Annotated in this window: 17 protein-coding genes and 2 tRNA genes; 16 read left to right on the plus strand and 3 right to left on the minus strand. The window is 57.4% G+C overall.

The window, feature by feature from the left end; all coding sequences use genetic code 11:
- Window positions 1-9 precede the first annotated feature (9 nt).
- Window positions 10-3,768, plus strand: coding sequence for a PilC/PilY family type IV pilus protein (locus tag EO174_RS09305; RefSeq protein WP_241239990.1), 3,759 nt, complete (start codon window positions 10-12; stop codon window positions 3,766-3,768).
- A gap of 3 nt (window positions 3,769-3,771) precedes the next feature.
- Window positions 3,772-4,197: a type IV pilin protein gene (locus tag EO174_RS09310; RefSeq protein WP_235858468.1), complete on the plus strand. Its 426-nt coding sequence runs from the start codon at window positions 3,772-3,774 to the stop codon at window positions 4,195-4,197.
- 191 nt (window positions 4,198-4,388) lie between these two features.
- Here EO174_RS09310 and EO174_RS09315 read toward each other — a convergent pair.
- Both EO174_RS09315 and EO174_RS09320 read right to left on the minus strand, forming a co-directional pair.
- Window positions 4,389-4,465: transfer RNA gene (locus EO174_RS09315), tRNA-Asn, on the minus strand.
- 59 nt (window positions 4,466-4,524) lie between these two features.
- The gene (locus EO174_RS09320) at window positions 4,525-5,085 is read right to left on the minus strand and encodes a GspH/FimT family pseudopilin (RefSeq protein ID WP_343132543.1); all 561 of its coding nucleotides are present in this window, start codon (window positions 5,083-5,085) and stop codon (window positions 4,525-4,527) included.
- A gap of 124 nt (window positions 5,086-5,209) precedes the next feature.
- Between EO174_RS09320 and uvrB the strand changes: the two genes are divergently transcribed.
- From uvrB to EO174_RS09390, 14 genes are all read left to right on the plus strand, one after another.
- A complete protein-coding gene (uvrB, locus tag EO174_RS09325; RefSeq protein WP_102253869.1) occupies window positions 5,210-7,231 on the plus strand; it encodes an excinuclease ABC subunit UvrB in 2,022 nt (673 codons plus the stop codon).
- Window positions 7,232-7,335: 104 nt separating this feature from the next.
- Window positions 7,336-7,410, plus strand: a tRNA-Val gene (locus EO174_RS09330).
- A 539-nt stretch (window positions 7,411-7,949) separates the two neighbouring features.
- Window positions 7,950-8,192: a hypothetical protein gene (locus EO174_RS09335; RefSeq protein WP_126943994.1), complete on the plus strand. Its 243-nt coding sequence runs from the start codon at window positions 7,950-7,952 to the stop codon at window positions 8,190-8,192.
- 35 nt (window positions 8,193-8,227) lie between these two features.
- Complete coding sequence (locus EO174_RS09340; protein ID WP_126943997.1) at window positions 8,228-9,901, plus strand: type IV secretory system conjugative DNA transfer family protein; 1,674 nt, start codon at window positions 8,228-8,230, stop codon at window positions 9,899-9,901.
- 350 nt (window positions 9,902-10,251) lie between these two features.
- The gene (locus EO174_RS09345; RefSeq protein ID WP_115677515.1) at window positions 10,252-10,662 is read left to right on the plus strand and encodes a TcpQ domain-containing protein; all 411 of its coding nucleotides are present in this window, start codon (window positions 10,252-10,254) and stop codon (window positions 10,660-10,662) included.
- 126 nt (window positions 10,663-10,788) lie between these two features.
- Window positions 10,789-11,814, plus strand: a complete 1,026-nt coding sequence (locus EO174_RS09350) for a type IV secretion system protein (RefSeq protein ID WP_164740151.1) — start codon at window positions 10,789-10,791, stop codon at window positions 11,812-11,814.
- On the plus strand, window positions 11,811-12,578 hold the full coding sequence (locus tag EO174_RS09355; RefSeq protein ID WP_126944003.1) for a TrbG/VirB9 family P-type conjugative transfer protein: 768 nt from the start codon (window positions 11,811-11,813) through the stop codon (window positions 12,576-12,578). The genes EO174_RS09350 and EO174_RS09355 overlap by 4 nt, the downstream gene beginning before the upstream one ends.
- Window positions 12,575-13,765: a TrbI/VirB10 family protein gene (locus EO174_RS09360; RefSeq protein WP_126944005.1), complete on the plus strand. Its 1,191-nt coding sequence runs from the start codon at window positions 12,575-12,577 to the stop codon at window positions 13,763-13,765. The genes EO174_RS09355 and EO174_RS09360 overlap by 4 nt, the downstream gene beginning before the upstream one ends.
- A gap of 14 nt (window positions 13,766-13,779) precedes the next feature.
- A complete protein-coding gene (virB11, locus tag EO174_RS09365; protein ID WP_164740152.1) occupies window positions 13,780-14,820 on the plus strand; it encodes a P-type DNA transfer ATPase VirB11 in 1,041 nt (346 codons plus the stop codon).
- A 56-nt stretch (window positions 14,821-14,876) separates the two neighbouring features.
- A complete protein-coding gene (locus tag EO174_RS09370; protein WP_164740159.1) occupies window positions 14,877-15,698 on the plus strand; it encodes a lytic transglycosylase domain-containing protein in 822 nt (273 codons plus the stop codon).
- Between the two features lie 62 nt (window positions 15,699-15,760).
- The gene (locus EO174_RS09375; protein WP_115677509.1) at window positions 15,761-16,171 is read left to right on the plus strand and encodes a TrbC/VirB2 family protein; all 411 of its coding nucleotides are present in this window, start codon (window positions 15,761-15,763) and stop codon (window positions 16,169-16,171) included.
- Window positions 16,164-16,475: a VirB3 family type IV secretion system protein gene (locus EO174_RS09380; protein ID WP_115677508.1), complete on the plus strand. Its 312-nt coding sequence runs from the start codon at window positions 16,164-16,166 to the stop codon at window positions 16,473-16,475. The genes EO174_RS09375 and EO174_RS09380 overlap by 8 nt, the downstream gene beginning before the upstream one ends.
- Window positions 16,476-16,577: 102 nt before the next feature.
- The gene (locus EO174_RS09385; RefSeq protein WP_126944008.1) at window positions 16,578-19,034 is read left to right on the plus strand and encodes a VirB4 family type IV secretion/conjugal transfer ATPase; all 2,457 of its coding nucleotides are present in this window, start codon (window positions 16,578-16,580) and stop codon (window positions 19,032-19,034) included.
- Between the two features lie 369 nt (window positions 19,035-19,403).
- Window positions 19,404-21,020 carry an alpha-glucosidase gene (locus EO174_RS09390; RefSeq protein ID WP_126944011.1) on the plus strand — a complete coding sequence of 539 codons (1,617 nt, stop codon included), beginning with the start codon at window positions 19,404-19,406 and terminating at the stop codon, window positions 21,018-21,020.
- 894 nt (window positions 21,021-21,914) lie between these two features.
- Here EO174_RS09390 and EO174_RS09395 read toward each other — a convergent pair.
- The gene (locus EO174_RS09395) at window positions 21,915-24,689 is read right to left on the minus strand and encodes a TonB-dependent receptor (protein ID WP_164740153.1); all 2,775 of its coding nucleotides are present in this window, start codon (window positions 24,687-24,689) and stop codon (window positions 21,915-21,917) included.
- Window positions 24,690-24,731 lie beyond the last annotated feature (42 nt).

Genomic DNA, 24,731 nt, shown 5'->3' on the forward strand with positions numbered 1-24,731 from the left:
GGGCCCGACATGACCATCTCTAAAAGTCCATTCCGCCGGAGGTTGGATGGCTTGCGTAAGGCGCTCATGGTGCCTGTGTTATCTATGCTGGCTACCCTGCTGTCGCTTCCTGCCAATGCCGGTATCACATTGCCCACCGATCCGCTGACAACGGCCAGCCGTGTTCCGCCGAACATCATGTTCATTTTAGATGACTCAGGCTCGATGGCATTTGAGGATTTAGCAAACCCTCAGATTTCTCAGATTTGTCGCCGTGATACAAATGGTGGTAACTGTACAGTATCAAACAATCAGGTTGTGCTCGACATTACTGATAATGCTTATATCGGTAATACGATCTATTATAACCCCGCTGTTAACTATCAGCCTTGGATTACATCTGCCGGCGCATTGATGATGGGTGGTACCTCGTACGGTGCGGCGTATGGAGATTTTAATAGAGCTTCGGGTACAACTATAGATCTTGCAAATGGTGCTAGCTGTTCAAATTTTGATAGAAATGGTAACGCCGATGGTACAGGAGCTAATCAAAGGGTTTGTGGCGGAGTCCAGACGTTTTATGTGCCTAAGGATTTAAATAATGCTGCGACAAATTACCTTTCAAATGCAAATAACTATTTTCGATATCAGATCAGTGATGCAAACACGGTAACGCGGAGTGAATTTGGTCCTGTCGTTACTGCTGCTCCTTCCTCCGTAACTGGATATCCCGTCTCAAATTCCGTTAACAGAAACGAAACTGATTCTTATACTATTGTTGTACCTGCGAACAGGGTCTTTACTGCTACACTCACTACAACTGGGACCCGCTTAGCAACTTTGAGGGTAAGTAACGCGTTGAGTTCTGCTGCTGAATGCACCCAGACCGCAAGTGCAGGATCAACCGTTTCTTGTCAGGTGGTAGTTGCTACTGATAGTACATATCTTGTTGAGGTTTCACGGGGCGGTAATATCGGTTCAGCAACATATACACTCGCGGCCACAGTCGCGCGAACTAATCGCTGTTCTTCCGGGAGTGATAGTAGCGATTGGATAAATTGTACTGCTGCTACTCCAACGGGAAGAAATGCTTCCCAGGAAGCCATTAATTACGCCACCTGGTTTTCCTATCATCGTACCCGCATCAAAGCAGCCAAGGCTGGCGCTGGTCAAGCGTTCAGTGATCTTGGAGCCAATGTGCGGGTTGGTTTCAGGACCATTTGGTCGCGGAATAATCTCGATATTCCAGTCAATGACGGTAATCAGGGCCTTTTCATGGATAAGGCCGCTTCAGGCGGGGCTGCAGCAATCTCTGCGCGAACGAATTGGTATAACCGCTTGTATAATGCTAGCGGCTACAATGGAACTCCTTTGTTAAATGCTTTAGACGGAGTTGGGCAGTACTTTCAAGGTTCTAGTTCAACCGGACCTTATGGCCCGGAAGCAGGCGTAGATCAGTACGCTTGCCGCCAAAATTTCGCAATTATGACCACCGACGGTTACTGGAATGGCGCCACTGCTGTCAATCCGGGCAACCAAGATGGAACTAACGGAACTACATACAGCGGCCCTGGAGGCGTGCCGGCTCCCTATGGCTACACAGCAAGTACGCCGTATTCGGATTCTTATTCGAATACGTTGGCCGACGTCGCAATGTCGTACTGGAAGAGCGATTTACGATCGGATCTGGATAATATTGTGCCCACCAGCAATGCCGATCCGGCATTTTGGCAGCATATGGTCACTTTCGGGATTGCAATTGGTGCGCGGGGTGTTCTTGATCCTGCAACCGACTTGGCTCGTTTGGTGGCTGGTACTATCGGCTGGCCTGACCCACAGCCAACCTATACCGGTGGTAATGATATCCTGGCGCGCATTGATGACTTGTGGCATGCGGCAGTTAATGGGCGCGGAACCTTTCTAACTGCTGCGGATCCGAACGCATTCAAGCTTGGGCTGACCGCCGCTCTCTCGACAATCACTCAGCGTACAGGCTCTTTTTCCAATGTTTCAGCAACGTCAACCAGTTTGGACGGGGGGACGCTTGTTTTCACTGCCAGCTATCTTTCGGGCGTCTGGACAGGCGAGCTTAATGCCTATCCGGTTGTGAACTCTGCGGTTTCTGGTACCCCTACGTGGAGTGCTTCCCAAGGTATTCCCACCAATAATCGCAAGATCTTCACTTGGAATGGTGTCGCGGGTTCCACATTCCCGACAGCAGGGCAGACTGCGTCTCTTGCGCGTGCATCCGCGCCAGCTGTGACAGGTGATGATAATGCTTTGTACATAGCGGGGAACCGCAGTAAAGAATTGGTGAATGGCGGAACTCTGCGCAATCGGACCTCCCTCCTGGGTGATATCGTTAGTTCTTCGCCTGCATACTCGTCCGACACTGGAACGGTTTATGTGGGCGCCAATGACGGGATGTTGCATGCTTTTAATGCGACTAACGGTGTTGAACAATTTGCATACATTCCTTCTTCAATTAATTTCGCCGATCTAGGTAGTTTAAGTGCGCCTACGTACAGTCATCGCTACTTCGTCGATGGGCCAGTCATTCTTTCGACAAGAGCTCAGACACCTGATAGAACTATCCTAGTAGGAAGTCTAGGTAAAGGCGGGAAGGGTGTCTACGCGTTGGATGTGACGACGCCAAGTAATTTTTCTGCAAGTAACGTAAAGTGGGAGCGTTACGGTGCAAGTGGTGATGCGGAAGCTGCAAATATCGGATTTATTCAATCTCGTCCTTTCGTCGCCAGGCTCAATGACGGTACTACTGCGCTAGTAGTTGCGAATGGTATCAATAGCACTAACGATCAGGCTGTACTGCTGGTTTACAATCTGGAAACCGGTACGCTTCTCAAGCAGATTAATACTAATGTGGGATCTTCTAGTGCGCCGAATGGCCTATCCGGCGCAACGGGATGGGATGCGGATGCCAATGGGACGGTTGATTATGTGTATGCCGGTGATGTAAGGGGAAATGTTTGGAAGTTCGATCTTTCCGGGGTAGCATCCGGCGGTTGGCGTGTTGCAAACACCGGCAGTCCAATTTTTACTGCTTCTTATCCAGTTGGCACTGGCAGTACCTTGCAGCCAATCACTGCGGATATGACAGTGGCATTGAACCCAAGCACTTACGAGACATGGCTTTTCTTTGGTACCGGCCGTTTCATGACGACCGGTGATCTCACAGACAAGAGTGGACAATCTTTGTATGGGATCGTTGACACAGCAACTTCTGCCAGCAATACAACGCTTGCTCGAACAGCTTTGACTACCCGCTCAATCACGGTGACCGGCACTCAAAATGGATTTCCAGTACGAGCATTTCAGCCCAATTCGATCTTACCAGCTGGCTCTAGAGGTTGGTATATCGATTTACTGAAACCGGCGGCTGTCACTGGAGGTGCTGTTACCTTGGAGGGTGAGCGGATTGTGAGTGAAGCGCAATTGTTCAATAGAACGCTTTTGGTTAGCAGCATTATCCCGACAGCTAGTGCATGCCAGGCGGACGGTACAGGCTACATCAATGCACTGGATGCCTTTACTGGCACGAGCGGTACAGAGTCTTTCTTTGATCTCGACGGTGATGGTAGTTTTAGTGACGAGACTGTAGGTGGATTGCCAGTGGGTTCGGTCAATTTAGGGGTGGGCATGCCGACACTTGGGAATGTTCTGCGGGGGAAAATTGTCGTTGGTGGTTCCAAGGGAAGTTTGGGTAGCGTCAATATTGCGGATAATCGCAATACAGGGCGTGTATCCTGGCGCGAAATTATTAGGGACTAAATCATGAGCAATATGAATCGCAACTCATCTGGGGGTTACTTTCAGAAGAATTCTGGTTTCAGCTTGCTGGAGTTAATGATTGCAGTCGCGATCGTTGGCATTCTCGCTGCTATAGCAATCAATAGTTATCGATCATCAGTTATCAAATCTCGTCGTTCAGCCGCCGCCGCATGTCTTCAAGAGGGTGCTCAAACCATGGAGCGTTATTACACGATCAATACGACTTATGTTGGTGGAAGTATGGGGGCATGTAGTGCTGACATTGCAAATTTCTATACATTTTCCTCAGGCACGCCCACAGCTACAAGCTTTTCGTTGAGCGCTACGCCAACCTCTGGGCAGAACGACTCGACATGCGGCACGTTAACGATCAATCAGCTCGGTGTGCGTGCTGCTTCGGGTTCGGGTGGCGCCACCCAATGTTGGTAAAGTCTTTTGAGAATCACGTAAATTGATAAAGCTAAAAGGGCGGCCTGGAATTCCAGGCCGCCCTTTATCGTATTCCAGATGCTTGGCTACCATGACTTTTACTCTTTGACCATATGTCTGATAACCGAACCGTATTGCCGTCAAAATTCTAGCAAAAAAAAAGACCTCTATAGGAGGTCTTTTTTTGTTTTTGGCGCCCGAAGTTGGACTCGAACCAACGACCCCCTGATTAACAGTCAAGTGCTCTAACCGGCTGAGCTATTCGGGCGGGGAGGTGAATTATAGGGAGCGGTGGAGCGTTATGCAACCCCTTGTCTGATAAATTTTTCAGACGGGGCAAGCTTGCTGCGCTGCCGGCAGCAGCGACCTTGGGCGCCCAGCTGTGCTGACGATGACTTGGCCCCTGAGGATGCCGCGACTGCAGATATGAAAGGTCAGGTTGCTGCCAAGTGATCTGCCAAGCGGCCCATAGCGTACTTGTCCACGGCCATCGGTTGTGTAGATCTGGAGTTCCGAAGAAATCTTTGGGGAGCTTGTCGAGATGACATCGCTCCTAACGTCAGGGTGTCGATTGCCATCTGAGTCGGAATAGATCAGCCATCCGCCAGTCCAGTTGCTGTCGCCAAGGCAGACCAGCGTCGAAGATTTTGGGCAAACAGCGACGGGTCCTCCGCGCGTGACGGACGCTGAGCGGGCCATTGCCAGAGTGGCGCTAAGTTCGAACATGATCGCTCGCACGTGATGCGTTTGGCGAAGCTCAGCAAAGGATGGCCATGCAATGGAGGTAAGCACAGCCAGCAATGCGATGATTGCCAAGACTTCTATCAAGCTGATTCCTGAGTGAGGCTGTCTCCTCTCCATTCCGTTCGATGCTCCTTCCGTGGACATTGAGCATCCTGCAAGCGAGCAGGCTCAACTATCAGTCCGCTGCTCGGGTCGGAGTAGGGAAAGCACGAACACGACCATCATCCTGCGTCGCTATACTCAGTAGTCGATGTGAGGGCACCGCTCCATGACCGACCGTTTTCAGCTCGTATCCCCGTACTCCCCAGCCGGCGATCAGCCTGCCGCCATCGACAAGCTGGTCGCCAGCTTCGAGGCCGGCTTGGCCAAGCAGACCCTGTTGGGCGTGACCGGCTCCGGCAAGACCTACACCATTGCCAACGTGATCCAGCAGGTGCAGAAGCCCACCCTGGTGATGGCGCCGAACAAGACGCTGGCGGCGCAGCTGTACGGCGAGTTCAAGTCGTTCTTTCCGCACAACGCGGTGGAGTACTTCGTCAGCTACTACGACTACTACCAGCCCGAGGCCTATGTGCCGTCGTCGGACACCTTCATCGAGAAGGACAGTTCGATCAACGAGCACATCGAGCAGATGCGTCTGTCGGCGACCAAGACCCTGCTGTCGCGTCGCGATTCGCTGGTGGTGGCCACGGTGTCGGCGATCTATGGCCTGGGCGCGCCGGAAGACTATCTGTCGCTGCGCCTGATCCTGTCGGTGGGCGAGCACATCGACCAACGCCAGTTGATCCGCCATCTCACCGACCTGCAGTACACCCGCAATGAATTCGAACTGACCCGCGGCGCGTTCCGCGTGCGTGGCGAAGTGCTGGATGTGTTCCCGGCCGAATCCGACACCGAAGCGCTGCGGATCGAGTTGTTCGATGGCGACATCGAGCGGCTGACCCTGTTCGATCCGCTGACCGGCGAAACGCTGCGCAAGCTGCAGCGCTACACCGTGTACCCCAAGACGCACTACGCGACCACGCGCGAGCGCACGCTGAGTGCGGTGGATACGATCAAGGAGGAATTGAAGGAGCGCTTGGAGCAGCTGTACTCGCAGAACAAGCTGGTCGAAGCGCAGCGCCTGGCGCAGCGCACCCAGTTCGATCTGGAGATGATGGCCGAAGTCGGCTTCTGCAACGGCATCGAAAACTATTCGCGGCATCTCACCGGCAAGGCCCCCGGCGAGCCACCGCCGACCTTGTTCGACTACTTGCCGCCGGACGCGCTACTGGTCATCGACGAGTCGCATGTGACCATTCCGCAGATCGGCGCGATGTACAAGGGCGACCGCTCGCGCAAGGAAACGCTGGTGGAGTTCGGTTTCCGCTTGCCCTCGGCACTGGACAACCGGCCGCTGCGTTTCGAGGAATGGGAGGCGCGCTCGCCGCGCAGCATCTATGTGTCGGCCACGCCGGGGCCCTACGAGCTGCGCGAGTCCGCCGGCGAGATCACCGAGCTGGTGGTGCGCCCGACCGGGCTGATCGATCCGGTGGTCGAAATTCGCCCGGTCGGAACGCAGGTGGACGACCTGATGTCCGAAATCCACGAGCGCATCAAGCTCGGCGACCGTGTGCTGGTGACGACGCTGACCAAGCGCATGTCCGAGAACCTCACCGAGTACCTCGGCGAGCATGGCATCCGCGTACGCTATCTGCATTCGGATATCGACACCGTGGAGCGCGTGGAGATCATCCGCGACCTGCGCCTGGGCAAGTTCGACGTGCTGGTCGGCATCAATCTGTTGCGCGAAGGTCTGGATATGCCGGAAGTGTCGCTAGTGGCGATCCTGGACGCGGACAAGGAAGGCTTCCTGCGTTCGACCGGTTCGTTGATTCAGACCATTGGCCGCGCCGCGCGCAACCTGCGCGGCAAGGCCATTCTGTACGCCGACAAGATGACGCGCTCGATGCAGGCCGCGATCGACGAAACCGACCGTCGCCGCGAGAAGCAGGTCGAGTACAACCTGGAACATGGCATCACGCCCAAGTCGGTGGCGCGTCCGATCTCCGACATCATGGAAGGTGCGCGCGAGGATGCCGCCGAGAAGAAGGCAGGCAAAGGACGCTCGAAGTCGCGTCAGGTGGCGGAGGAAATGCCCGATTACCGCGCGATGGGGCCTGCCCAGATCGCCGGCAAGCTCAAGAGCCTGGAGCAGCAGATGTACCAGCACGCCAAGGACCTGGAGTTCGAGGCGGCCGCGCAGATTCGCGACCAGATCCAGAAACTGAAAGCTGCCAGTCTGGCGTAGGGCAGGGCGACAGCGTCGCAGTTCGGATGCAGGGAGGGCTTGTGGCGATCCAAACCCTGCGCTAGAATGCGCGCCCTGCACAGCGCAATGCTGATGCAGGAAACGGGCGGTTAGCTCAGCGGTAGAGCACTACCTTGACATGGTAGGGGTCACAGGTTCGAACCCTGTACCGCCCACCACTCCAAGTCCAGACGGCATGGCGACTTGAGTGGCTTCAACATCGGCAGCGACTGCTGCCGCGGATCCGAGGTTGGCTCATGCATTTGCGCTCGCAGCGTCCGTGCGTCCTTTGCCAAGTCTTGACGATCGCTTTCGCTTGCATCCTTTGCGTCGCCCAAGCGCATTGAATCGAACATCGTGCAGCGGCTAGGCGTCACGGGCTGCTGCACGCTGGTCCGGCAGGCCCGGCGCTTTTGCGTCCCATGCGTCGAGATTCCTGGGGCAGGCTCGGGTCGCTGTTCAACGTTGTTTCGTCGCGGCGCTGGGCACCGCACCCGTAGCTGGGCACCTCATCCACAAGGCGAGTTGTCACCGCCAGGCATGTGTGTGGCTTTGAAAGCACTTCAAGTGCCAACCGAATTCCGCCAGCACTGACGCATCCCTATCCTCGCCTTGCGTCGAATGCAGGCGCTGTTGAGCCGGCTTCGCCGAAACCGCTTTCTCCATCACACGTCTTGCTTTAGCATCGCCTCCGCGCTGACGAAAAGGAAGGCTGGCGATGGACGAGTATCAGCACACCGTGCTGACCAGGGGCGGGTACCGTGTCGTGGCAATCACCCGGGAGGATACTTACGCGCCTGACGCTGTGGTTGCCTATGCCGTCGTGACGGATGCCGGAACCCGGCTCACGCCGGACCTGTCGCTGGATCAAGCCAGAGTCTGGATCGACTCGCTCGTCGAGAGCGAGAGCGGCGGACGCAGGGCGGATCTGGTCGATCACAAGCCCGTCGTCCGTCGCTAATTGCCGTTGAGAAGTAAGCCAAGGAGTAGGGGCGCGTGTCCAAAGCCAAACTGATTGCAGTCGCCACCCTGGTGACATTGCTTGTTGGATATTTCCTGTCCGGGTATCTGACGCTTCTGTTGTTGCGGCTCGATACCGGGCTGTACGCCTGGGATACCTACTACCGCTACGTCAAGGCGCTGGGCTTGCCGGAAGTGGCGCCTTACGCAACCAAGATCAAGATGTCCGGCATTCTCGGCTTTGGTCTGCCCGGGATCATCTGGGCCATCACGGTCGTGCTCCTGGTCAAGCCGAAGGCACGGGCGCTGCATGGCGATGCGCGCTTTGCCGGAGCGGCAGACCTTTCCAAGCACGGTCTTTTCAAGCCTAGTGGTAACGGCATCGTCGTCGGCAAGTTCAACGGCAAGCTTGTACGGCTGAGCGGGCAACAGTTCGTGATCCTCGCTGCGCCAACGCGTTCCGGCAAGGGCGTCGGCGTGGTCATTCCCAACCTGCTGGAGTACCAGGAATCGGTCGTGGTCCTGGACATCAAGCAGGAGAACTTCGACCTCACCAGTGGCTGGCGCGCCAGTCAGGGGCATGAGGTGTTCCTCTTCAATCCTTTTGCCGAAGACCGTCGTACGCATCGGTGGAATCCGCTGACCTACGTGTCCAGCGACCCTGCCTTTCGTGTGTCGGATCTGATGAGCATCGCCGCGATGCTGTATCCGGACGGGTCGGATGACCAGAAATTCTGGGTCAGTCAGGCGCGTAATGCCTTTATGGCGTTCGCCCTGTATCTGTTCGAAAACCAGGACGATGAGTTGTCACTCGGCTTTCCGGGCGGGGCAGGGGCTCCCACGCTTGGCGGCATCTACCGCCTGTCGTCGGGAGATGGCACAGACCTCAAGAAGTACCTCAAGTCGCTGTCCGAGCGCAGGTTCCTCAGCAGCAATGCACGCTCGGCATTTGCCAACATGCTGTCACAGGCCGATGAGACATTCGCGTCCATCATGGGCACCCTGAAAGAGCCGCTCAACGCATGGATCAACCCGGTCCTGGATGCGGCAACCAGCGCGGACGACTTCCTGCTCACCGACCTGCGCAAGAAGAAGATGACGATCTACATTGGCATCCAGCCCAACAAGCTGGCCGAAAGCCGGCTCATCATCAACTTGCTCTTCAGTCAGATCATCAACCTCAACACGCGCGAGCTGCCGAAGTCCAATCCAGAGCTGAAATACCAATGCCTGCTGTTGATGGACGAGTTCACCTCGATCGGCAAGGTCGACATCATCGCCACGGCGGTTGCCTACATGGCGGGCTACAACCTTCGTTTGCTGCCCATCATCCAGAGCATGGCGCAGCTGGACGCGACCTACGGCAAGGATCTGTCGCGCACCATCATCACCAACCATGCGCTGCAGATCCTGTATGCACCGCGTGAGCAGCAGGATGCGAACGACTACTCCGAGATGTTGGGCTACACCACCATCAAGAAGAAGAACGTCACCCGCGGCAGGGAGACTACCCGTAGCGTTTCGGAGGAGCGGCGTGCCCTGATGCTTCCGCAGGAACTCAAGGCAATGGGCAACCAGAAAGAGGTCTTCCTGTACGAGGGCATCCCGCACCCGGTGAAGTGCGACAAGATCCGCTACTACGAAGATCGATATTTCACCGCACGCCTGTTGCCCAGGACGGATGTGAAAACGCTTTCCGTAAAATTGTGATTTTTGTCACGAAACGGATGGGGCGACGTGCCGGCGATTCTTGACTCATGCGTACGTTGAGGGCAAAGTTACCCAGAATTTGCGCAATGTTGATTTTTTGTTAAAGGGGGGCGGCGCCAGACGGGGCCGCACAGGAGTAAGGCTATGGACGGTTCTGCAGCGTATTCATTTTTTTCGTCGGCGCGCATGTGCAGTGCCGGCTGGCCTGTTTCGGCTGGCTCGGATGGATATGCGCGCCCGCAAGTTGCATCAAAGACAAATCCCCTCCGCCACCTGACGGTGAGCGGGGCCGTCGTGCTGTTCGCCGTAAGCACGAAATCTCATGAGTTGGAGAAGTCAGAGTGAATCCGATGTGTGTGCCCAAGCTGTCGCTGGTCTTGGTGGTCGCTGCGTTGGTCAGCGCGTGCGCGACCAAGCCTGCTCCCGATTTTGGTGGACGTTGGAAGCACGTCAATCACTTTGACGAAGCGCCCACTGAGATCCCGCTTTACACCTCCTATACGTATCAGGCCACGCCGATGGACGGCACGCTGAAGACGATGCTGGAACGGTGGGCTGCGGATTCCAACATGCAGCTGTCGTACAACCTGCCTTCGGATTACACCCTGATCGCTCCGGTTTCCAACATCAGTACCACCAGTGTGCAGCAAGCCGCAACCGAGCTGAGCGCGGTATACGCGGCGCAAGGGGTGTCGGTCTCGGTCTCCGCCAACAAGCTGTTGGTACAGCCGGTGCCGGTGTCGTCTGGAGCCAAACTCTAAGAGCTGACTGCTGATCCGATGCTCTCCAGCATTCGGTCGGCGAGTCGGCTCAAGCCTCCCATGCGTCCGTGCTCTTCGCGGCGATAGTTTCAGGCCTGACAAGGCCCTACGGTGACGGATTTCGACATGTTGCGTAAGAAAGTGAGTGAAAAGGACGGTTCCGCCCAGGTTGGTGCGGCCGTCCATAAAGCGGTGAACTACGAGGTCAGCATCGCCGATCTCGCACGCCGCAGCGAAAAGCGCGCATGGGTGGTGGCGACCGTCTCCATGCTCATTACCGTCATGACGGCCGGCGGTTATTACTACATGTTGCCGCTGAAGGAGAAGGTGCCTTACCTGGTAATGGCTGACGCGTATTCTGGCACCAGCACCATTGCCAAGCTCGAAGCGAATTACGGCGGACGCACCATCAGCACCAGCGAGGCATTGGCGCGTAGCAATATCGCGCGTTTCATCCTGGCCCGTGAGTCATTCGATGCGTCTACCATCGGTGATCGCGACTGGAATACGGTTGCTGCGATGGCGGCAACGAATGTGCTTGCCGAGTATCGCGCGCTGCATGCCGGTAATAATCCAACGAGGCCTTTCAATACCTATGGAAGGCTGCGTGCAATCCGCATCAATATTCTCAGCATCACCCTTATCGGTGGCAAAGGTAAGCCGTATACGGGTGCGACGGTGCGTTTTCAGCGGAATGTTTACGATAAGACATCTACTGTAACTACGCTTCTGGACAACAAGATTGCGACTATGGGGTTCGCTTACCAGGATAACCTGCAGATGAGTGATAGCCTTAGAGTGGAAAATCCCCTTGGTTTCCGGGTGACCGATTATCGTGTCGATAACGATTACTCGGCCTTGCCTGCCGCGCCGTCCGCGATCAGCACGCAGGCGCAAGCTGCACCACAGGCCGCAGCTTATCAGCAGCCGATGACTCCTGGCATGGTTGATCCGAATGCCGCTGGCGCTGCAACGCCAGCCAGTGTCCCGGCGCAGCAGGGCATGCAGGCGGCTCCTGGTAGCGTTCCAGTGCAACAGCAGCCCGGATATCCTGGCCAGGCACAGCCTCAGCCGTCCGGCCAAACTCAAGCCCAGCCCACGATCCAACCCCAAGGGATGCCGAACAATGTCAATGGAGCAAGCGGTCGATGAAACCCTATAACCCTTACAGGGCGGCATTGGCTGCAGTGTTGCCACTTGCATTGTGCGCATTCTCGGCTGCAGCTCAGGTCGTACAAGAATACGAATACGCACCCGACCGTATCTATCAGGTGCGTACCGGACTGGGCATCACCACCCAGATCGAACTCAGTCCCAATGAAAAGATTCTTGACTACAGCACCGGTTTCACCGGAGGCTGGGAGCTGACACGTCGTGAAAACGTCTTTTATCTGAAGCCCAAGAACGTCGACGTCGATACGAATATGATGATTCGTACGGCTACGCATTCTTATATCCTCGAGCTCAAGGTTGTTGCGACCGATTGGCAACGCCTGGAGCAGGCCAAACAAGCCGGCGTACAATACAAAGTGGTATTCAGTTACCCCAAGGATACGAGCTTCAACAATGTCGAGGATGCAGCTGCCGTTAAAGATGGTCCTCTGTTGAATGCGAAGATTCTCAAGGATCGTCGCTACTATTACGACTATGACTTTGCTACGCGAAGCAAAAAGTCCTGGTTGATTCCGAGCCGAGTCTATGATGACGGTAAGTTCACTTATATCAATATGGATTTAACACGATTTCCCACGGGTAATTTCCCGGCGGTATTTGCTCGTGAGAAAGAGCATAGCGAGGACTTTCTCGTGAATACGACTGTTGAGGGTAATACCTTGATCGTTCATGGAACCTACCCCTTTCTGGTAGTTCGTCATGGCGATAATGTCGTCGGTCTGCGAAGGAACAAGCAAAAGTGAACTCAAACATTCCAAACAGCCCTGATGAGCGCTCCCGGGACAACCGATCGGATGAGCCCGTAACGAACGAGTACGACGAGCGCAGTAATCCGTACTTCGCACGCCAGCAGGCGGCTGCGGAGCCGGATCTGGATTCGACTGAGCCTGTGTTGCGGTCCAGCGACATCAAACGGTTGAACCGGAAGGCGCTGGTTTTTCTCGCACTGGTTGCCGGCTTGTTACTTTTGGCTATTTTCTGGTTGGCAAAGCAGGGCTCTGACGATTCTGCACCGGTGAAGCCGCGTGCCGAGACGGTTGTCGCGCCTGCACTTCCGCAAAATATGACCTCACCCGTCGAGACGGCTCCGGTGCCTCTTGCGCAACAACCGAGTTTGCCGCCGCTGCCGCCGATGTCTATCGACGAAAACGACAGCATGCCCGCCGAAGCTCCAGAGCGTCCGCGCGCTCCGACCTTGCTGGAACGACGCATTCTGGCCGAGCAGTCCGCTGCAGCTGGCGGCGATGCTTCGGGCACTCCCGGGATGTCGGGTCAGACTGGCGCACAGCCTGGAGCTCAAGAGGATGAGCAGGTGACGCTGGCCAAGCCGATCAGCAATCCTGACGGTTTGCTCGTGCGCGGTACCTATATCCGTTGCATTCTGGAAACGCGGATCATTTCCGACTTTGGCGGCTATACGTCATGTATCGTTACCGAACCAGTTTATTCGATCAATGGGCACAATCTGCTGTTGCCGAAGGGTTCGAAGATGCTGGGTCAGTATGGTGCAGGCGAACCCACGACCCGGCGCCTGCAGGTCGTCTGGGATCGCGTGACTACTCCAACTGGGCTCGATGTCACTCTGGTCGGCCCGGGTATCGACACGCTCGGCAGTGCTGGTCATCCTGGCCAGTATGACGCTCACTGGGGCAACAAGATCGCTTCGGCGTTGTTCATCAGCCTTTTAAGCGATGCTTTCAAGTACGCGGCCGCGGAGTACGGTCCGGAGACGACCACCATCGGTGTGGGTTCCGGTGTCATCACGCAGCAGCCGTTCGAGAGCAACACCGCCCAAAGTGTGCAGCAACTTGCGCAACAGGCGGTAGAGAAATCCGGGCGTCGCCCTGCAACGCTGACGATCAATCAAGGAACGGTCCTGAACGTCTACGTTGCGAAGGATGTCGATTTCTCGGCGGTGCTGCCCAAGTGAGCGCGACGACCGCCATGACGATCGACGATTCTCCGACGGCGCGGATATCGAATGATTTCCTGGATTATCAGTACTCCGTACTGGGGATCCTGGACTATTTGAATTCGCCCGAAGTCACGGAAATCTGCATCAATCGTCCTGGTGAGCTATACCTGGAGACGATCAATGGCTGGCAACGCATGGATGTGCCGTCGCTGACCTTTGATCGGGCCCGGCAGTTCTGTACGGCGGTCGTCAACGAAAGCAACACCGGTCAGCGCATCACTGACGCCGATCCGGTGGTCTCTCTGACCTTTCCGACGGGCCAGCGTGCGCAGTTCGTCATTCCGCCTGCCTGCGATGCCGGCAAGGTCTCGATCACGATTCGCCTGCCCTCCAAACACACCAAGACCCTCGAGCAGTACACAAGCGATGGGTTTTTTGACCAGGTACTCGAGCAGGCTGCCGATGTCAGCGATCACGACCGTGAACTGCTCGAGTTGCGTCGCAACAAGGAGTACTCCGAGTTCTTCAAGAAAGCGGTGCTTTACAAGAAGAATGTGGTGGTCGCCGGTGCAACCGGTAGTGGCAAGACCACCTTCATGAAGGCGCTGGTCAATCACATTCCGAACGAGGAACGCCTGGTCACCATTGAAGACGCCCGCGAGCTATTCATCAGTCAGCCCAATTCGGTGCACCTTTTGTATTCTAAAGGTGGCCAAAGTGTGAGTAATGTGACTGCCAAGAGTTGTATGGAGGCCTGCCTGCGCATGAAGCCGGATCGAATCATCCTGGCCGAGTTGCGTGGCGATGAGTCGTTTTATTTCATCCGTAACTGTGCATCCGGCCATCCTGGTTCGATCACCAGTTGCCATGCCGGCAGCGTCGAGCAGACCTGGGACCAGCTGGCGCTCATGGTGAAAGCGTCCAACGAAGGCTCCGGGCTGGAATTCGAGGTGATCAAACGGCTGCTGCGTATGACCATCGATATCGTGGTGCACATCAAGGCGCACGCCGGGCGCCGCTTTATTACCGGAATCGATTTCGATCCGGCAAGAACTCTGCGTGGCGGCTGACGGCCGCCAATGATTGACTTCGATCCAGTTTCAAGGAGACCGCTATGCTGCCTGGCATGGAATTGATGGGTTGTACTGGACTTGCCGTCCCAGGCGAGGTCATGCAGCACGTCGTTCGCGTGGAGTCTTCGCGCAATCCGTACGCCATCGGCGTAGTCGGTGGCCGGCTGGCACGCGAACCGCGTGGGCTCGAAGAAGCGGTAGCCACGGCCAAGATGCTGGAACAGAAGGGCTACAATTTCTCCCTGGGGCTTGGTCAGGTCAATCGCTACAACCTGCAGAAGTACGGGCTGACCAGTTATGAGATGGCCTTTGCCAAGTGTCCCAACCTGGTCGCTGCATCCAGGATCCTGGCCGAGTGCCACTCGCGATCCGGTGCCAACTGGGGCAAGTCGTTCAGTTGCTACTACTCGGGCAACTTCGAAACCGGCTTCAAGCATGGTTATGTCCAGAAGATCTATGCCTCCATTCGTCAGTCGGTGGCATCTTCGGGGGCCGAGCCGATCACCGTGATTCCGAACCGCCCGATCAAGGTACGTGTCGAAAAACCCTTGCGTCAGGCAGCCGCCGAGCTGGCTGATGCGATCGTTGCACGTCGGATCCAGGATCTCGCAAATCCCGGGCGCACAGAAGCTTCACAGCAGGGCCCTATGATTGCATCGCCCACGCCGACACAACTGCCATCGCCCCACGTATCCCAGGCCAGTACAGCCGACGACGGACTATATGTGGTCAAGGCAACCGGACAGGGGCGGGGTGTTGCCCTACCTGCCGGCGTGCAACAAGCCCCAACCGTAATGAACCAAGCGCCAGCCAGCATGGCACCGGCGCAACCGATGCCTGCGACACAGCAAAAAGATGCCGCATTCGTTTTTTAACCAGGAAGGAAAACCTGCCAAGGATTGGCTATTAGCCCCCCCTGTTCCCCAAGGAGATTGATATGAAGTTTGAAATTAACAAGAAGACGGCCGCTGACGCCAAGATGATCGGCCAACAGGCATTGAAGGCTTTCGTGTTTACCTCGTTGCTGCTGCTTGCGTCCGGTGTCGGTGCAACGCCTAGTGCCGGCGGCCTAGCCGAAACTGACACGAAGGTATGCGGCTTTCTTAACAACGTCAATTCGCTGCTGAACATGGGTTCGGTCGCCGTGGTCACGATTGCGGTGATTATTGCCGGTTACCAGATTGCCTTTGCTCACAAGCGTATCGCTGAGGTCTCGCCGATCCTGATTGGTGGCGTCCTGATCGGTGCAGCTGGCCAAATCGCCAATATGGTGATTGGTAGCGAAGGTACTGAAGATTGCAAAAGCGTCTCCATGACATTGCTGCAGCTTGCTCAGTCCTATGCATAAAGACGTTCTCTTCCGTGGGTGCACTCGTCCAGCGATGTTTTTGGGAGTGCCTTACATCCCATTCTTCATCGGTGCGGGTGGCGGCCTGCTGTTGGGGATGTACACCAATCTTTGGTATCTGTTGACGATTCCCGTCATCATCTTCGCCATGCAACAGATGGCCAAGCGGGACGAGATGATCTTCAGGTTGTTGGGATTGCGCTGGTTGTTCCGTATGCGCGCCCGGAATGTTCAGCGTTATTCGGGGATGTGGGTGTTCAGTCCTAACGAGTACCGCAAGACTCCCCCGGGAAAACGCCAGTAAGCAAGTAAGTCGTTCGACCAACCCCATGCGCGCAAACCGCATGGGGTTGGCGTTTGGCACGATCGTTTTGGTGTGATGCTTCCTTCTTAAATTGGTAAGACCATGTTCAGCCCAGATAGTCCGATCAGTGAATTCGTCTCCATTTCGACCCATGTCGCGCCTTCTGTTCTGAAGACGACCGGTGGGGACTATCTATTGATCTGGCATCTGGCGGGTCTGCCGTTCGTTGGGCGCGATGAGTTCGAACTTGAGCAACGGCACAATACCTTCAACCGGTTGGTACAGACTTTGCGTGCTCCAGACTTTGCCAATGTGGCGTTCTGGGTTCACGACGTTCGTCGCCGACGCAAGATCGGTAATTCCAGCCGTTTCAATCAGTCGTTCAACCAGACGCTCTCCGATGAGTATTACGCGGCGCTGTCGTCGCAGAAGATCATGCAGAACGAGTTGTACTTCAGCATGATCTACCGTCCGGTGGTTACCGGGCGTCGTTTGATGGAAAAGTCCGGCGATCCGAACAAGATTCGGGGCGAGGAAGAACAGGCAATCGCCAAGGTGATCGAACTGGCCACTAATGTCGAGGCAGTTCTCAAAGACTACTCACCTTATCGACTGGGTATGTACGAAGCCAAGAACGGTGTCGTGTTTTCTGAGGCCTTAGAGTTTCTTGGTTACTTATTGAATCGCATCGACGAGCCGGTCCCTGTGCTGCAGGCGCCGGTTCCAGCGTATCTGCCTGTCAGCAAGCACATGTTCGCCAACAAGACCGGCGACTTCGTCATCCGCACGCCGGATGGCATCAATCATTTCGGCGCGATCCTCAATGTCAAGGAATACGCCGACGGGACTTATCCGGGCATCCTCAATGGGTTGAAGTATCTCGACTTCGAGTATGTTGTTACCCACTCCTTTAGCCCGGTGGGTCGTCATGACGCCTTGAAGGTGCTGGACCGTACCAAGGGCATGATGATTTCCTCTGGTGACAAATCCTCCAGCCAGATCCGCGATCTGGACCTGGCGATGGACGACGTGGCCTCGGGCAACTTCGTGCTGGGCGAATATCACTTCACCATTGCGGTGTACGCCGACAGCCAGGAAAAACTCGCCCGGCAAATCGCGACCACGCGTGCAGAGCTCTCTAATGCCGGCTTCGTGTCGTCCAAGGAAGACCTAGCGATCGCTTCGTCGTTCTACGCGCAGCTGCCGGGCAACTGGCGCTTCCGTACGCGCATTGCCAATCTGAGTTCTCTCAACTTCCTGGGCCTGTCGCCGCTGCACAACTTCGCCCAGGGCAAGCAACACAGCAATCCGTGGGGTGATTGCGTCACCACGCTGCAGACCACCAATGGTCAACCGTATTACTTCAACTTCCATGCTACGCATCCGGCCGAGAATTCTTTGGGCGAGAAGGCGATCGGCAACACCATGGTGATCGGCAAGTCCGGTACCGGTAAGACGGCGCTGATCAACTTCCTGTTGAGCCAGGTGCAGAAGTTCGACCCGGTTCCGACGATCTTCTTTTTCGACAAGGATCGCGGCGCGGAGATTTTCGTGCGCGCCTGCGGAGGCAACTATCTGGCGCTGGAAAATGGCGCGCCGACGGGCTTCAATCCGTTCCAGTGCGAACGCAACGAGGCCAACACGCAATTCCTGGCCGAGCTGATCAAGGTACTGGGCGGCAAGCCCGAATACAGCTCGCGTGAGGAAGAAGACATCTATCGCGCAGTGGAAGGCATGCTGGACACGCCGATGCATCTGCGCAGCATGAGCAATTTCCGCAAGAGCCTGCCCAACATGGGCGACGATGGGCTGTATGCACGCCTGCGCCGCTGGACCGCCGGCAATTCATTGGGCTGGGTATTCGACAATCCGGTGGACACCGTCGACCTGACGCGCGCATCGATCATTGGTTTCGACTACACCGATGTGATCGATAACGCCGAAGTGCGCGTGCCGGTGATCAACTATTTGCTGCATCGCTTGGAAGCGCTGATCGACGGGCGTCCATTGATCTATGTCATGGACGAGTTCTGGAAGATTCTGGACGGCAAGGGCGGGCTGAAGGAATTCGCCAAGAACAAGCAGAAGACGATCCGTAAGCAGAACGGTCTGGGCATCTTCGCCACGCAGAGCCCGGAAGACGCACTGGCGAGCGACATCGCAGCCGCGTTGATCGAACAGACGGCGACCATGGTCCTGCTGCCCAATCCCAGCGCCAGCCGCGACGACTATATGGAAGGGCTCAAGCTCACTGACGCCGAGTATCAGGTGGTGGTGTCGCTGGACGAACGCTCGCGCTGCTTCCTGGTCAAGCAAGGCCATGCCTCGGCGGTGTGCCAGCTCAACCTGCGTGGGATGGATGATGCCCTTTCAGTGATTTCATCCTCAACCGACAACATCGAAATCATGCATCAAATTTTGTCGCGGAAAGCCGACAAGCTGGGTGTAAGCGTAGACCAGCTGACGCCAGAGCAGTGGCTGGAAGACTTTTATGCGAACCGAAAGGGCTCAGGTAAACGCAAGCGTGTCAAAGACGACGACCTTGAGGATCACGCATAAGCTCGAGCCGGTATGCGCAATGTGTCTAAAACCCGTCGCAGATTAACGGACGGGTGATGCATCGGTTGCTGGCAGCCTCGAAACAGGTCGCTTTTGGTGTCAATCAGCCGCCAGTTTCAGTTGCAGAACAGAAATTTTTACATGCAACGCTTCGATGCGCTTGGGTCTGACGTCTTTTGCATGTCATGCCAGCATGGTGACTAGTGAGATGCTGCGAATCGTAATGTAGCTTTTTGAGCGATCGAGGCCTTGCTGCCTAGCGACATGAATACGTATGCACAAATGCGCCGTACGCTGCGGGCGCCGCTACCCTAACTGCCTTGGCTGGGCGCATGTTCTGGCGCCTGCAATGGCCCGGGAGGGGCGTACATGTCGCAGACATCATGGTGGCGCGGGGCCGTCATCTATCAGATTTATCCGCGCAGTTTTCTGGATTCCAATGGCGATGGGGTGGGCGATTTGCCCGGCATCATCGCCAAACTCGACTACATCGCCGGGTTGGGCGTGGATGCGATCTGGATTTCGCCGTTCTTCAAGTCGCCGATGGCCGATTTCGGCTACGACATCGCGGACTATCGTGCGGTGGATCCGCTGTTCGGGATGCTGGACGATTTCGATCGGCTGCTCGACAAGGCGCATGGCCTCGGCTTGAAGGTGATGATCGACCAGGTGTTGAGCCACACCTCGATCGCGCATGCGTGGTTCCAGGAGAGCCGGCAGGACAGGACCAACGCAAAGGCGGATTGGTACGTGTGGGCCGATCCGCGTGAGGACGGGACGCCGCCGAACAATTGGTTGTCGCTGTTCGGTGGGGTGGCGTGGCAGTGGGAGCCGCGGCGGGAACAGTATTACCTGCACAACTTCCTGGTGGATCAGCCAGACCTCAATTTCCACAACACCGAGGTGCAACAGGCGACGCTGGACAACGTACGCTTCTGGCTGGATCGCGGGGTGGATGGGTTCCGCCTGGATGCGATCAACTTCTGCTTCCACGATGCGCAGTTGCGTGACAATCCGGCCAAGCCGGCCGACAAGCGGGTGGGGCGCGGCTTCAGTGCCGACAATCCGTACGCGTATCAGTACCACTACTTCAACAACACGCAGCCAGAAAATCTGGCCTTCCTGGAGCGCCTACGCGGGCTGCTGGACCTCTATCCGCATGCCGTGAGTCTTGGCGAGATCTCGTCGGAAGACTCGTTGGCGACCACTGCCGAGTACACCGCTCATGGCCGCCTGCATATGGGCTACAGCTTCGAGCTGCTGGTGCAAGACTACAGCGCGGCCTATATCCGCGAGACGGTGAGCCGGCTCGAAGCCACGATGCTGGAGGGCTGGCCGTGCTGGGCAATTTCCAACCACGATGTGGTGCGCGCGGTGACGCGTTGGGGCGGGGTAGATGCGTCGCCGGCATTCGCGCGGATGGTGGTGGCGATGCTGTGTTCGCTGCGCGGGTCGATTTGCCTGTACCAGGGTGAGGAGCTGGGCCTGGGTGAGGCGGAGGTGGCGTACGAGGACCTGCGCGATCCGTACGGCATCACCTTCTGGCCAACCTTCAAGGGGCGCGATGGCTGCCGCACGCCGATGCCGTGGACGGACGCGCCGTCGGCAGGCTTCAGCAGCGGCAAACCGTGGCTGCCGCTGGTTGAGGAGCATCGTGCGAATGCGGTGAGTGTGCAGCAGGACGATCCGTTGTCCGTGCTCAGCGCGGTGCGCCAGTTCCTGGCGTGGCGCAAGGGCGAGCCTGCGTTGCGCGAGGGTGCGATCACGTTCTACGACACCGCCGAGCCTGTGTTGATGTTCCGGCGCGAGCATGCCGGCCGGGTGATGTTGCTGGCATTCAATCTGTCGGCGCACAGGGCCGAACTTGGGCTTCCGGCTGGCGCGTGGAGGCAAGTCGATGTGCCGGGCGTGGAGCGCGGAGCCATCGAACATGGCCACCTGCGCCTGGCCGGGCATGCGGTGGTGTGCGCGATCGAAGGTGGCTGATGTGGCATCGTGACCGGTAGCTGTGGTTGCGTGATCGCCTTCTACGTAGCGAGGCATTCCTGAAGGGGTGCCTCGCTTTTCTTTACCTCGGAGTTCTTTGGTTCGCTGGCTACCTGCAGTGCGACGCGGGCTGCGCGAGCCTTTCATAGATCCCCTTGCTGCTGCTGTTCGGACGCGGCACGCGGTGATGCCTTGCATACGTCCGGGATGTCCGACTGGTAGGTACAGATCGATGGTGATCGACTGCGAGGATGGATGTGTTGCGGGCAGCCTTGGTGCTATCGCGATGCCCCAGGCCGATGCCGTGCGAATAGCGCTGCTTTTATCCGGTAATGCCGTGATCGGCGGTTGATCTTGGGCATTTTTTAGAAGTGGATACAGAGTGGATACAGATTCGGGTAAAGAAACCTGGAAAAAGAAACCCGCCGACATCACGTCGGCGGGTTTCTTTTGATTGATGGCGCCAGGCCGGTCAAAAAGGTGATCGTTGTTTATTGCTCAGCAGCGCCGCCTCCTGAGTGACGGCCCATGGAGCAACGCTGGGCACTGCGTGGGTGCACGCTGCGCTTGCGCCGCCCAACCCCTCTCCCAGTGGGAGAGGGGCTTTGGTGCAGAGGGCTGGCGCCGTGGGCGGTCAGCTCACTGGCACGCAGGGAACGCTGCAGCCACAGGCAACGAGTCTGCTACAGGCAGTGAGTCAGCTACAGATAATGATGCAGCCTCAAGTAACGCTGTAGCTAGGGGGCCACGCTAGCCACAAGTGACGCTGCAGCCACAGGTGACGCTGTAGCTACAGGTAGCAATGCAGCCACAGGTGACGTTACGGCTACAGGCACGATGTAGCCACAACTAACGATGTAGCCAATCAGCGCATCGCTTGTCGCTCACATCCCGTCAAAACTTGTAGTTGACCCCCAGCACGAAGGTGCGGCCCCATTCTATGTATTCCAGTGGACGGTCCTTGGTTTCGGCATAGGTGCGGTAGGGCGAATTGCTGAGGTTGCTGGCCTGCAGCAGCAGGGTCAGGCCGGCGAGGTCGCTGCTGTCGCTGAAGCTGTAGCTGATCTGCGCGTCGGTGATGTTTTCGCCGACGACGTAGCGCAGCGTGCGGTTGCCGTTGAAGTTGCCGATCTCGCCGATGAAGTCCGAGCGCCGACGCTGGCTGACGCGTGCCTCGAAACCCTTGTGCTCGTAGTAGGCGGTGAGGTTGTAGACGCGTTCGGACAGGCCCGGCAGGCTGATCTCGCCATCGCCGACACTGGAGGCGCTTTCCGGGTCGCGAATCTTGACGTCGCTGTCGTTGAAGGTGGCGCTGGCCTGGATGCCGAAACCTTCCAGTGGCGCAAACAGCAGATCCAGCGGTAGCGAAGCAGTGAGTTCGACGCCGCGCAGCGTGCCGCCCTTGCCGTTGAACGGGGCGCTGAAGGTACCGGTGGTCAGCACCGGCGCCGAGCCCGGCGGCGGCACGTAACCGGCGACCAATGCGGAAAAATCGTAGTTGTCGCGGCTCTGGGTGTAGATGTAGCTCTTCAGGTCCTTGTAGAAGAACGCTGCGGCCACGTAGGCGCGCTCGGCAAAATATTTTTCGTAGGAAAGATCGATGGCGTTCGCACGCCAGGGATCGAGCATCGGGTTACCGCCGCTGGCACCGGGGCGGCCGGTGGAGGTGTCGACACCGAATTCCAGCGAGGCGCGCAGCTGATCCACGCGCGGACGTGCAACCTGCTTTGCCAGTGCAAAACGCAAGGTCTGCTCGTACTGGAACTGGAAGGCCAGATTCAGGCTGGGCAACCAGTCGCGGTAGGTCTTGCCGTCGTCGATCGGGCGCACTTCGCTGCCCACCGGCTGCGACGCGTCCCAATAGCTCGCGCGCGAGGACTGATCGGCGCTCTGCAATTGCACGCCGAGATTGCCGCGCACGCCCACATCGCCCCATTCGGTATCGAGATTGGCACGCACCCAGGCGGTGGTGATCTTCTCTTCGACCGTCCAGGCCTTGGATACCAGGAACGAGGCGTCGTCGCTGGGGTTGAACAGCATGTAGCGCGAGACTACCGCCGGCACGTTCCAGGCGGGCAGGGAGCCGATGCCGGCAAAGCCCAGATTGACAGGCGCGTACTGCAGGTCCGGCGCGATGGTGGATTCGCCCTGCGCGTCGAGGGTGATGTTGCCTTCGGGCTGGGTCTTCTGCTTTTCGCGGTTGGCGTAGTTGACGCCCACATCCAGATCCGAGAACCAGCTCAACGCGTCGGGCATCGGGAAGCTGGCCTGCAGGCGTGCGCCCTTGAGCACATCCTCCACGCGCGGCACCTTGCCGTAGCCGGAACCATAGATGGTGTTGGTCAGGAACAGCGCGTCGGGACTGGAATAATTCATGCCCGGCGCCAGCTGCGAGAAACCGTTGCCGACGACAGACACACCCACGGTGTCCAGCTGCGGCATGGGCGCACGTTGGAGATTGTTCTCCAGGTTCAATTCGTCGCGGGTGGCCCTGGAGTAGTTCAGGTCGGCGACGAGCTTGACGGCGCCGGCGGAGATCTCGTTGTTCCAGCCAAACGCGTCGATGGTGTCTTCGCGCTTGTTGTACATGCCGCGGACCAGTGGGTAGACGCCGCTGGCGGTGCCGCCGACGAAGCTGTTGCTGTCGTTGACGTGCACGTTGCTGATGTTCAAGCCCGGCGTATAGCCACCGTTGTAGTTGCTCAGGTTGAGCTCGAACTGGTTGGCGGTGTCGATCTGCTCGGCTTCGGTATGGAAGGCGTCGAGCGTGCTGGTCCAGGCGTTGGACGGGCGGTACTGCAACGTGGCCATGACGCCGTCGCGCTTCTGGTTGCCGGTGCGGCGCAATGCCTTGATGCCGTCGGAAAAGTACACGCCATCGGCCACGCCGGGGCGCGGGCGCTGTGCATTGACCGGTTGCCAGGGCTCGTACAGGCCCACCTGGTTTTCCTGGATCGGCATGTCGGTGTGGGCGTAGCCGACGGTCAGGCCGATGGTACGGTCGGCGAACTGGTCGATGTAACTGATATTGAAGCGGTTGCCGTACGGATCGACGTTGGCGGCTTTGCCCAGCGAGTTGCGCTGATAACGGCCACCGATGGCGATCACGCGCTCGTTGTAGCTGAGCGGGCGTGCGGTCTGCATGTCGACGGTGCCGGACAAGCCCTGGCCGACCAGGCCGGCATCGGGCGTCTTGTAGACGGTGACGCCGCTGACCAGTTCGGACGGGTATTGGTCGAATTCCACGCTGCGGTTGTCACCGGTGCTGACCACTTCGCGGCCGTTGAGCAGGGTGGTGGAAAAATCCGGCGACAGCCCGCGCACACTGATCACCTGCGCGCGACCGGCGACACGCTGTGCAGCCAGGCCAGGCAGGCGCGCCAGCGATTCGGCGATGCTCACGTCCGGCAGGCGGCCGATGTCTTCGGCGGAAATGGCTTCCACGATCGAGGTGGAATCCCGCTTGACCGAGATGGCGCCCTCGATCGCGCGGCGCAGGCCGGTGACCTGGACCTTGTCCAGCTCGGTCACCGCGCCGGCGGTGTTTTCGGAAGCAGTTTGTTCGGTGTCGGTTGCTTGCGCCGGCGCCGCCGATTGTGCGGCCGCCAACGTCGGTGCCATGGCAACGGCCAGGGCGATACTCAGCGCGGAGCGCTTGTGCTTCAACATTTTCCCCTCCCAGGTACATGTTGTTCTTTGATTTTTCGATCC

It is taken from the genome of Xanthomonas sp. BRIP62418 (assembly GCF_003993495.1).
GTDB lineage: Bacteria > Pseudomonadota > Gammaproteobacteria > Xanthomonadales > Xanthomonadaceae > Xanthomonas > Xanthomonas euroxanthea.

Bases quoted from the DNA above. Each gene is read 5' to 3' on its own strand.
- EO174_RS09305 (WP_241239990.1), top strand. From the start codon at position 10: ATGACCATCTCTAAAAGTCCATTCCGCCGGAGGTTGGATGGCTTGCGT.
- EO174_RS09310 (WP_235858468.1), top strand. From the start codon at position 3,772: ATGAGCAATATGAATCGCAACTCATCTGGGGGTTACTTTCAGAAGAAT.
- EO174_RS09320 (WP_343132543.1), bottom strand. From the start codon at position 5,085: ATGTCCACGGAAGGAGCATCGAACGGAATGGAGAGGAGACAGCCTCAC.
- uvrB (WP_102253869.1), top strand. From the start codon at position 5,210: ATGACCGACCGTTTTCAGCTCGTATCCCCGTACTCCCCAGCCGGCGAT.
- EO174_RS09335 (WP_126943994.1), top strand. From the start codon at position 7,950: ATGGACGAGTATCAGCACACCGTGCTGACCAGGGGCGGGTACCGTGTC.
- EO174_RS09345 (WP_115677515.1), top strand. From the start codon at position 10,252: ATGTGTGTGCCCAAGCTGTCGCTGGTCTTGGTGGTCGCTGCGTTGGTC.
- EO174_RS09350 (WP_164740151.1), top strand. From the start codon at position 10,789: ATGTTGCGTAAGAAAGTGAGTGAAAAGGACGGTTCCGCCCAGGTTGGT.
- EO174_RS09355 (WP_126944003.1), top strand. From the start codon at position 11,811: ATGAAACCCTATAACCCTTACAGGGCGGCATTGGCTGCAGTGTTGCCA.
- virB11 (WP_164740152.1), top strand. From the start codon at position 13,780: ATGACGATCGACGATTCTCCGACGGCGCGGATATCGAATGATTTCCTG.
- EO174_RS09370 (WP_164740159.1), top strand. From the start codon at position 14,877: ATGGAATTGATGGGTTGTACTGGACTTGCCGTCCCAGGCGAGGTCATG.
- EO174_RS09375 (WP_115677509.1), top strand. From the start codon at position 15,761: ATGAAGTTTGAAATTAACAAGAAGACGGCCGCTGACGCCAAGATGATC.
- EO174_RS09380 (WP_115677508.1), top strand. From the start codon at position 16,164: ATGCATAAAGACGTTCTCTTCCGTGGGTGCACTCGTCCAGCGATGTTT.
- EO174_RS09385 (WP_126944008.1), top strand. From the start codon at position 16,578: ATGTTCAGCCCAGATAGTCCGATCAGTGAATTCGTCTCCATTTCGACC.
- EO174_RS09390 (WP_126944011.1), top strand. From the start codon at position 19,404: ATGTCGCAGACATCATGGTGGCGCGGGGCCGTCATCTATCAGATTTAT.
- EO174_RS09395 (WP_164740153.1), bottom strand. From the start codon at position 24,689: ATGTTGAAGCACAAGCGCTCCGCGCTGAGTATCGCCCTGGCCGTTGCC.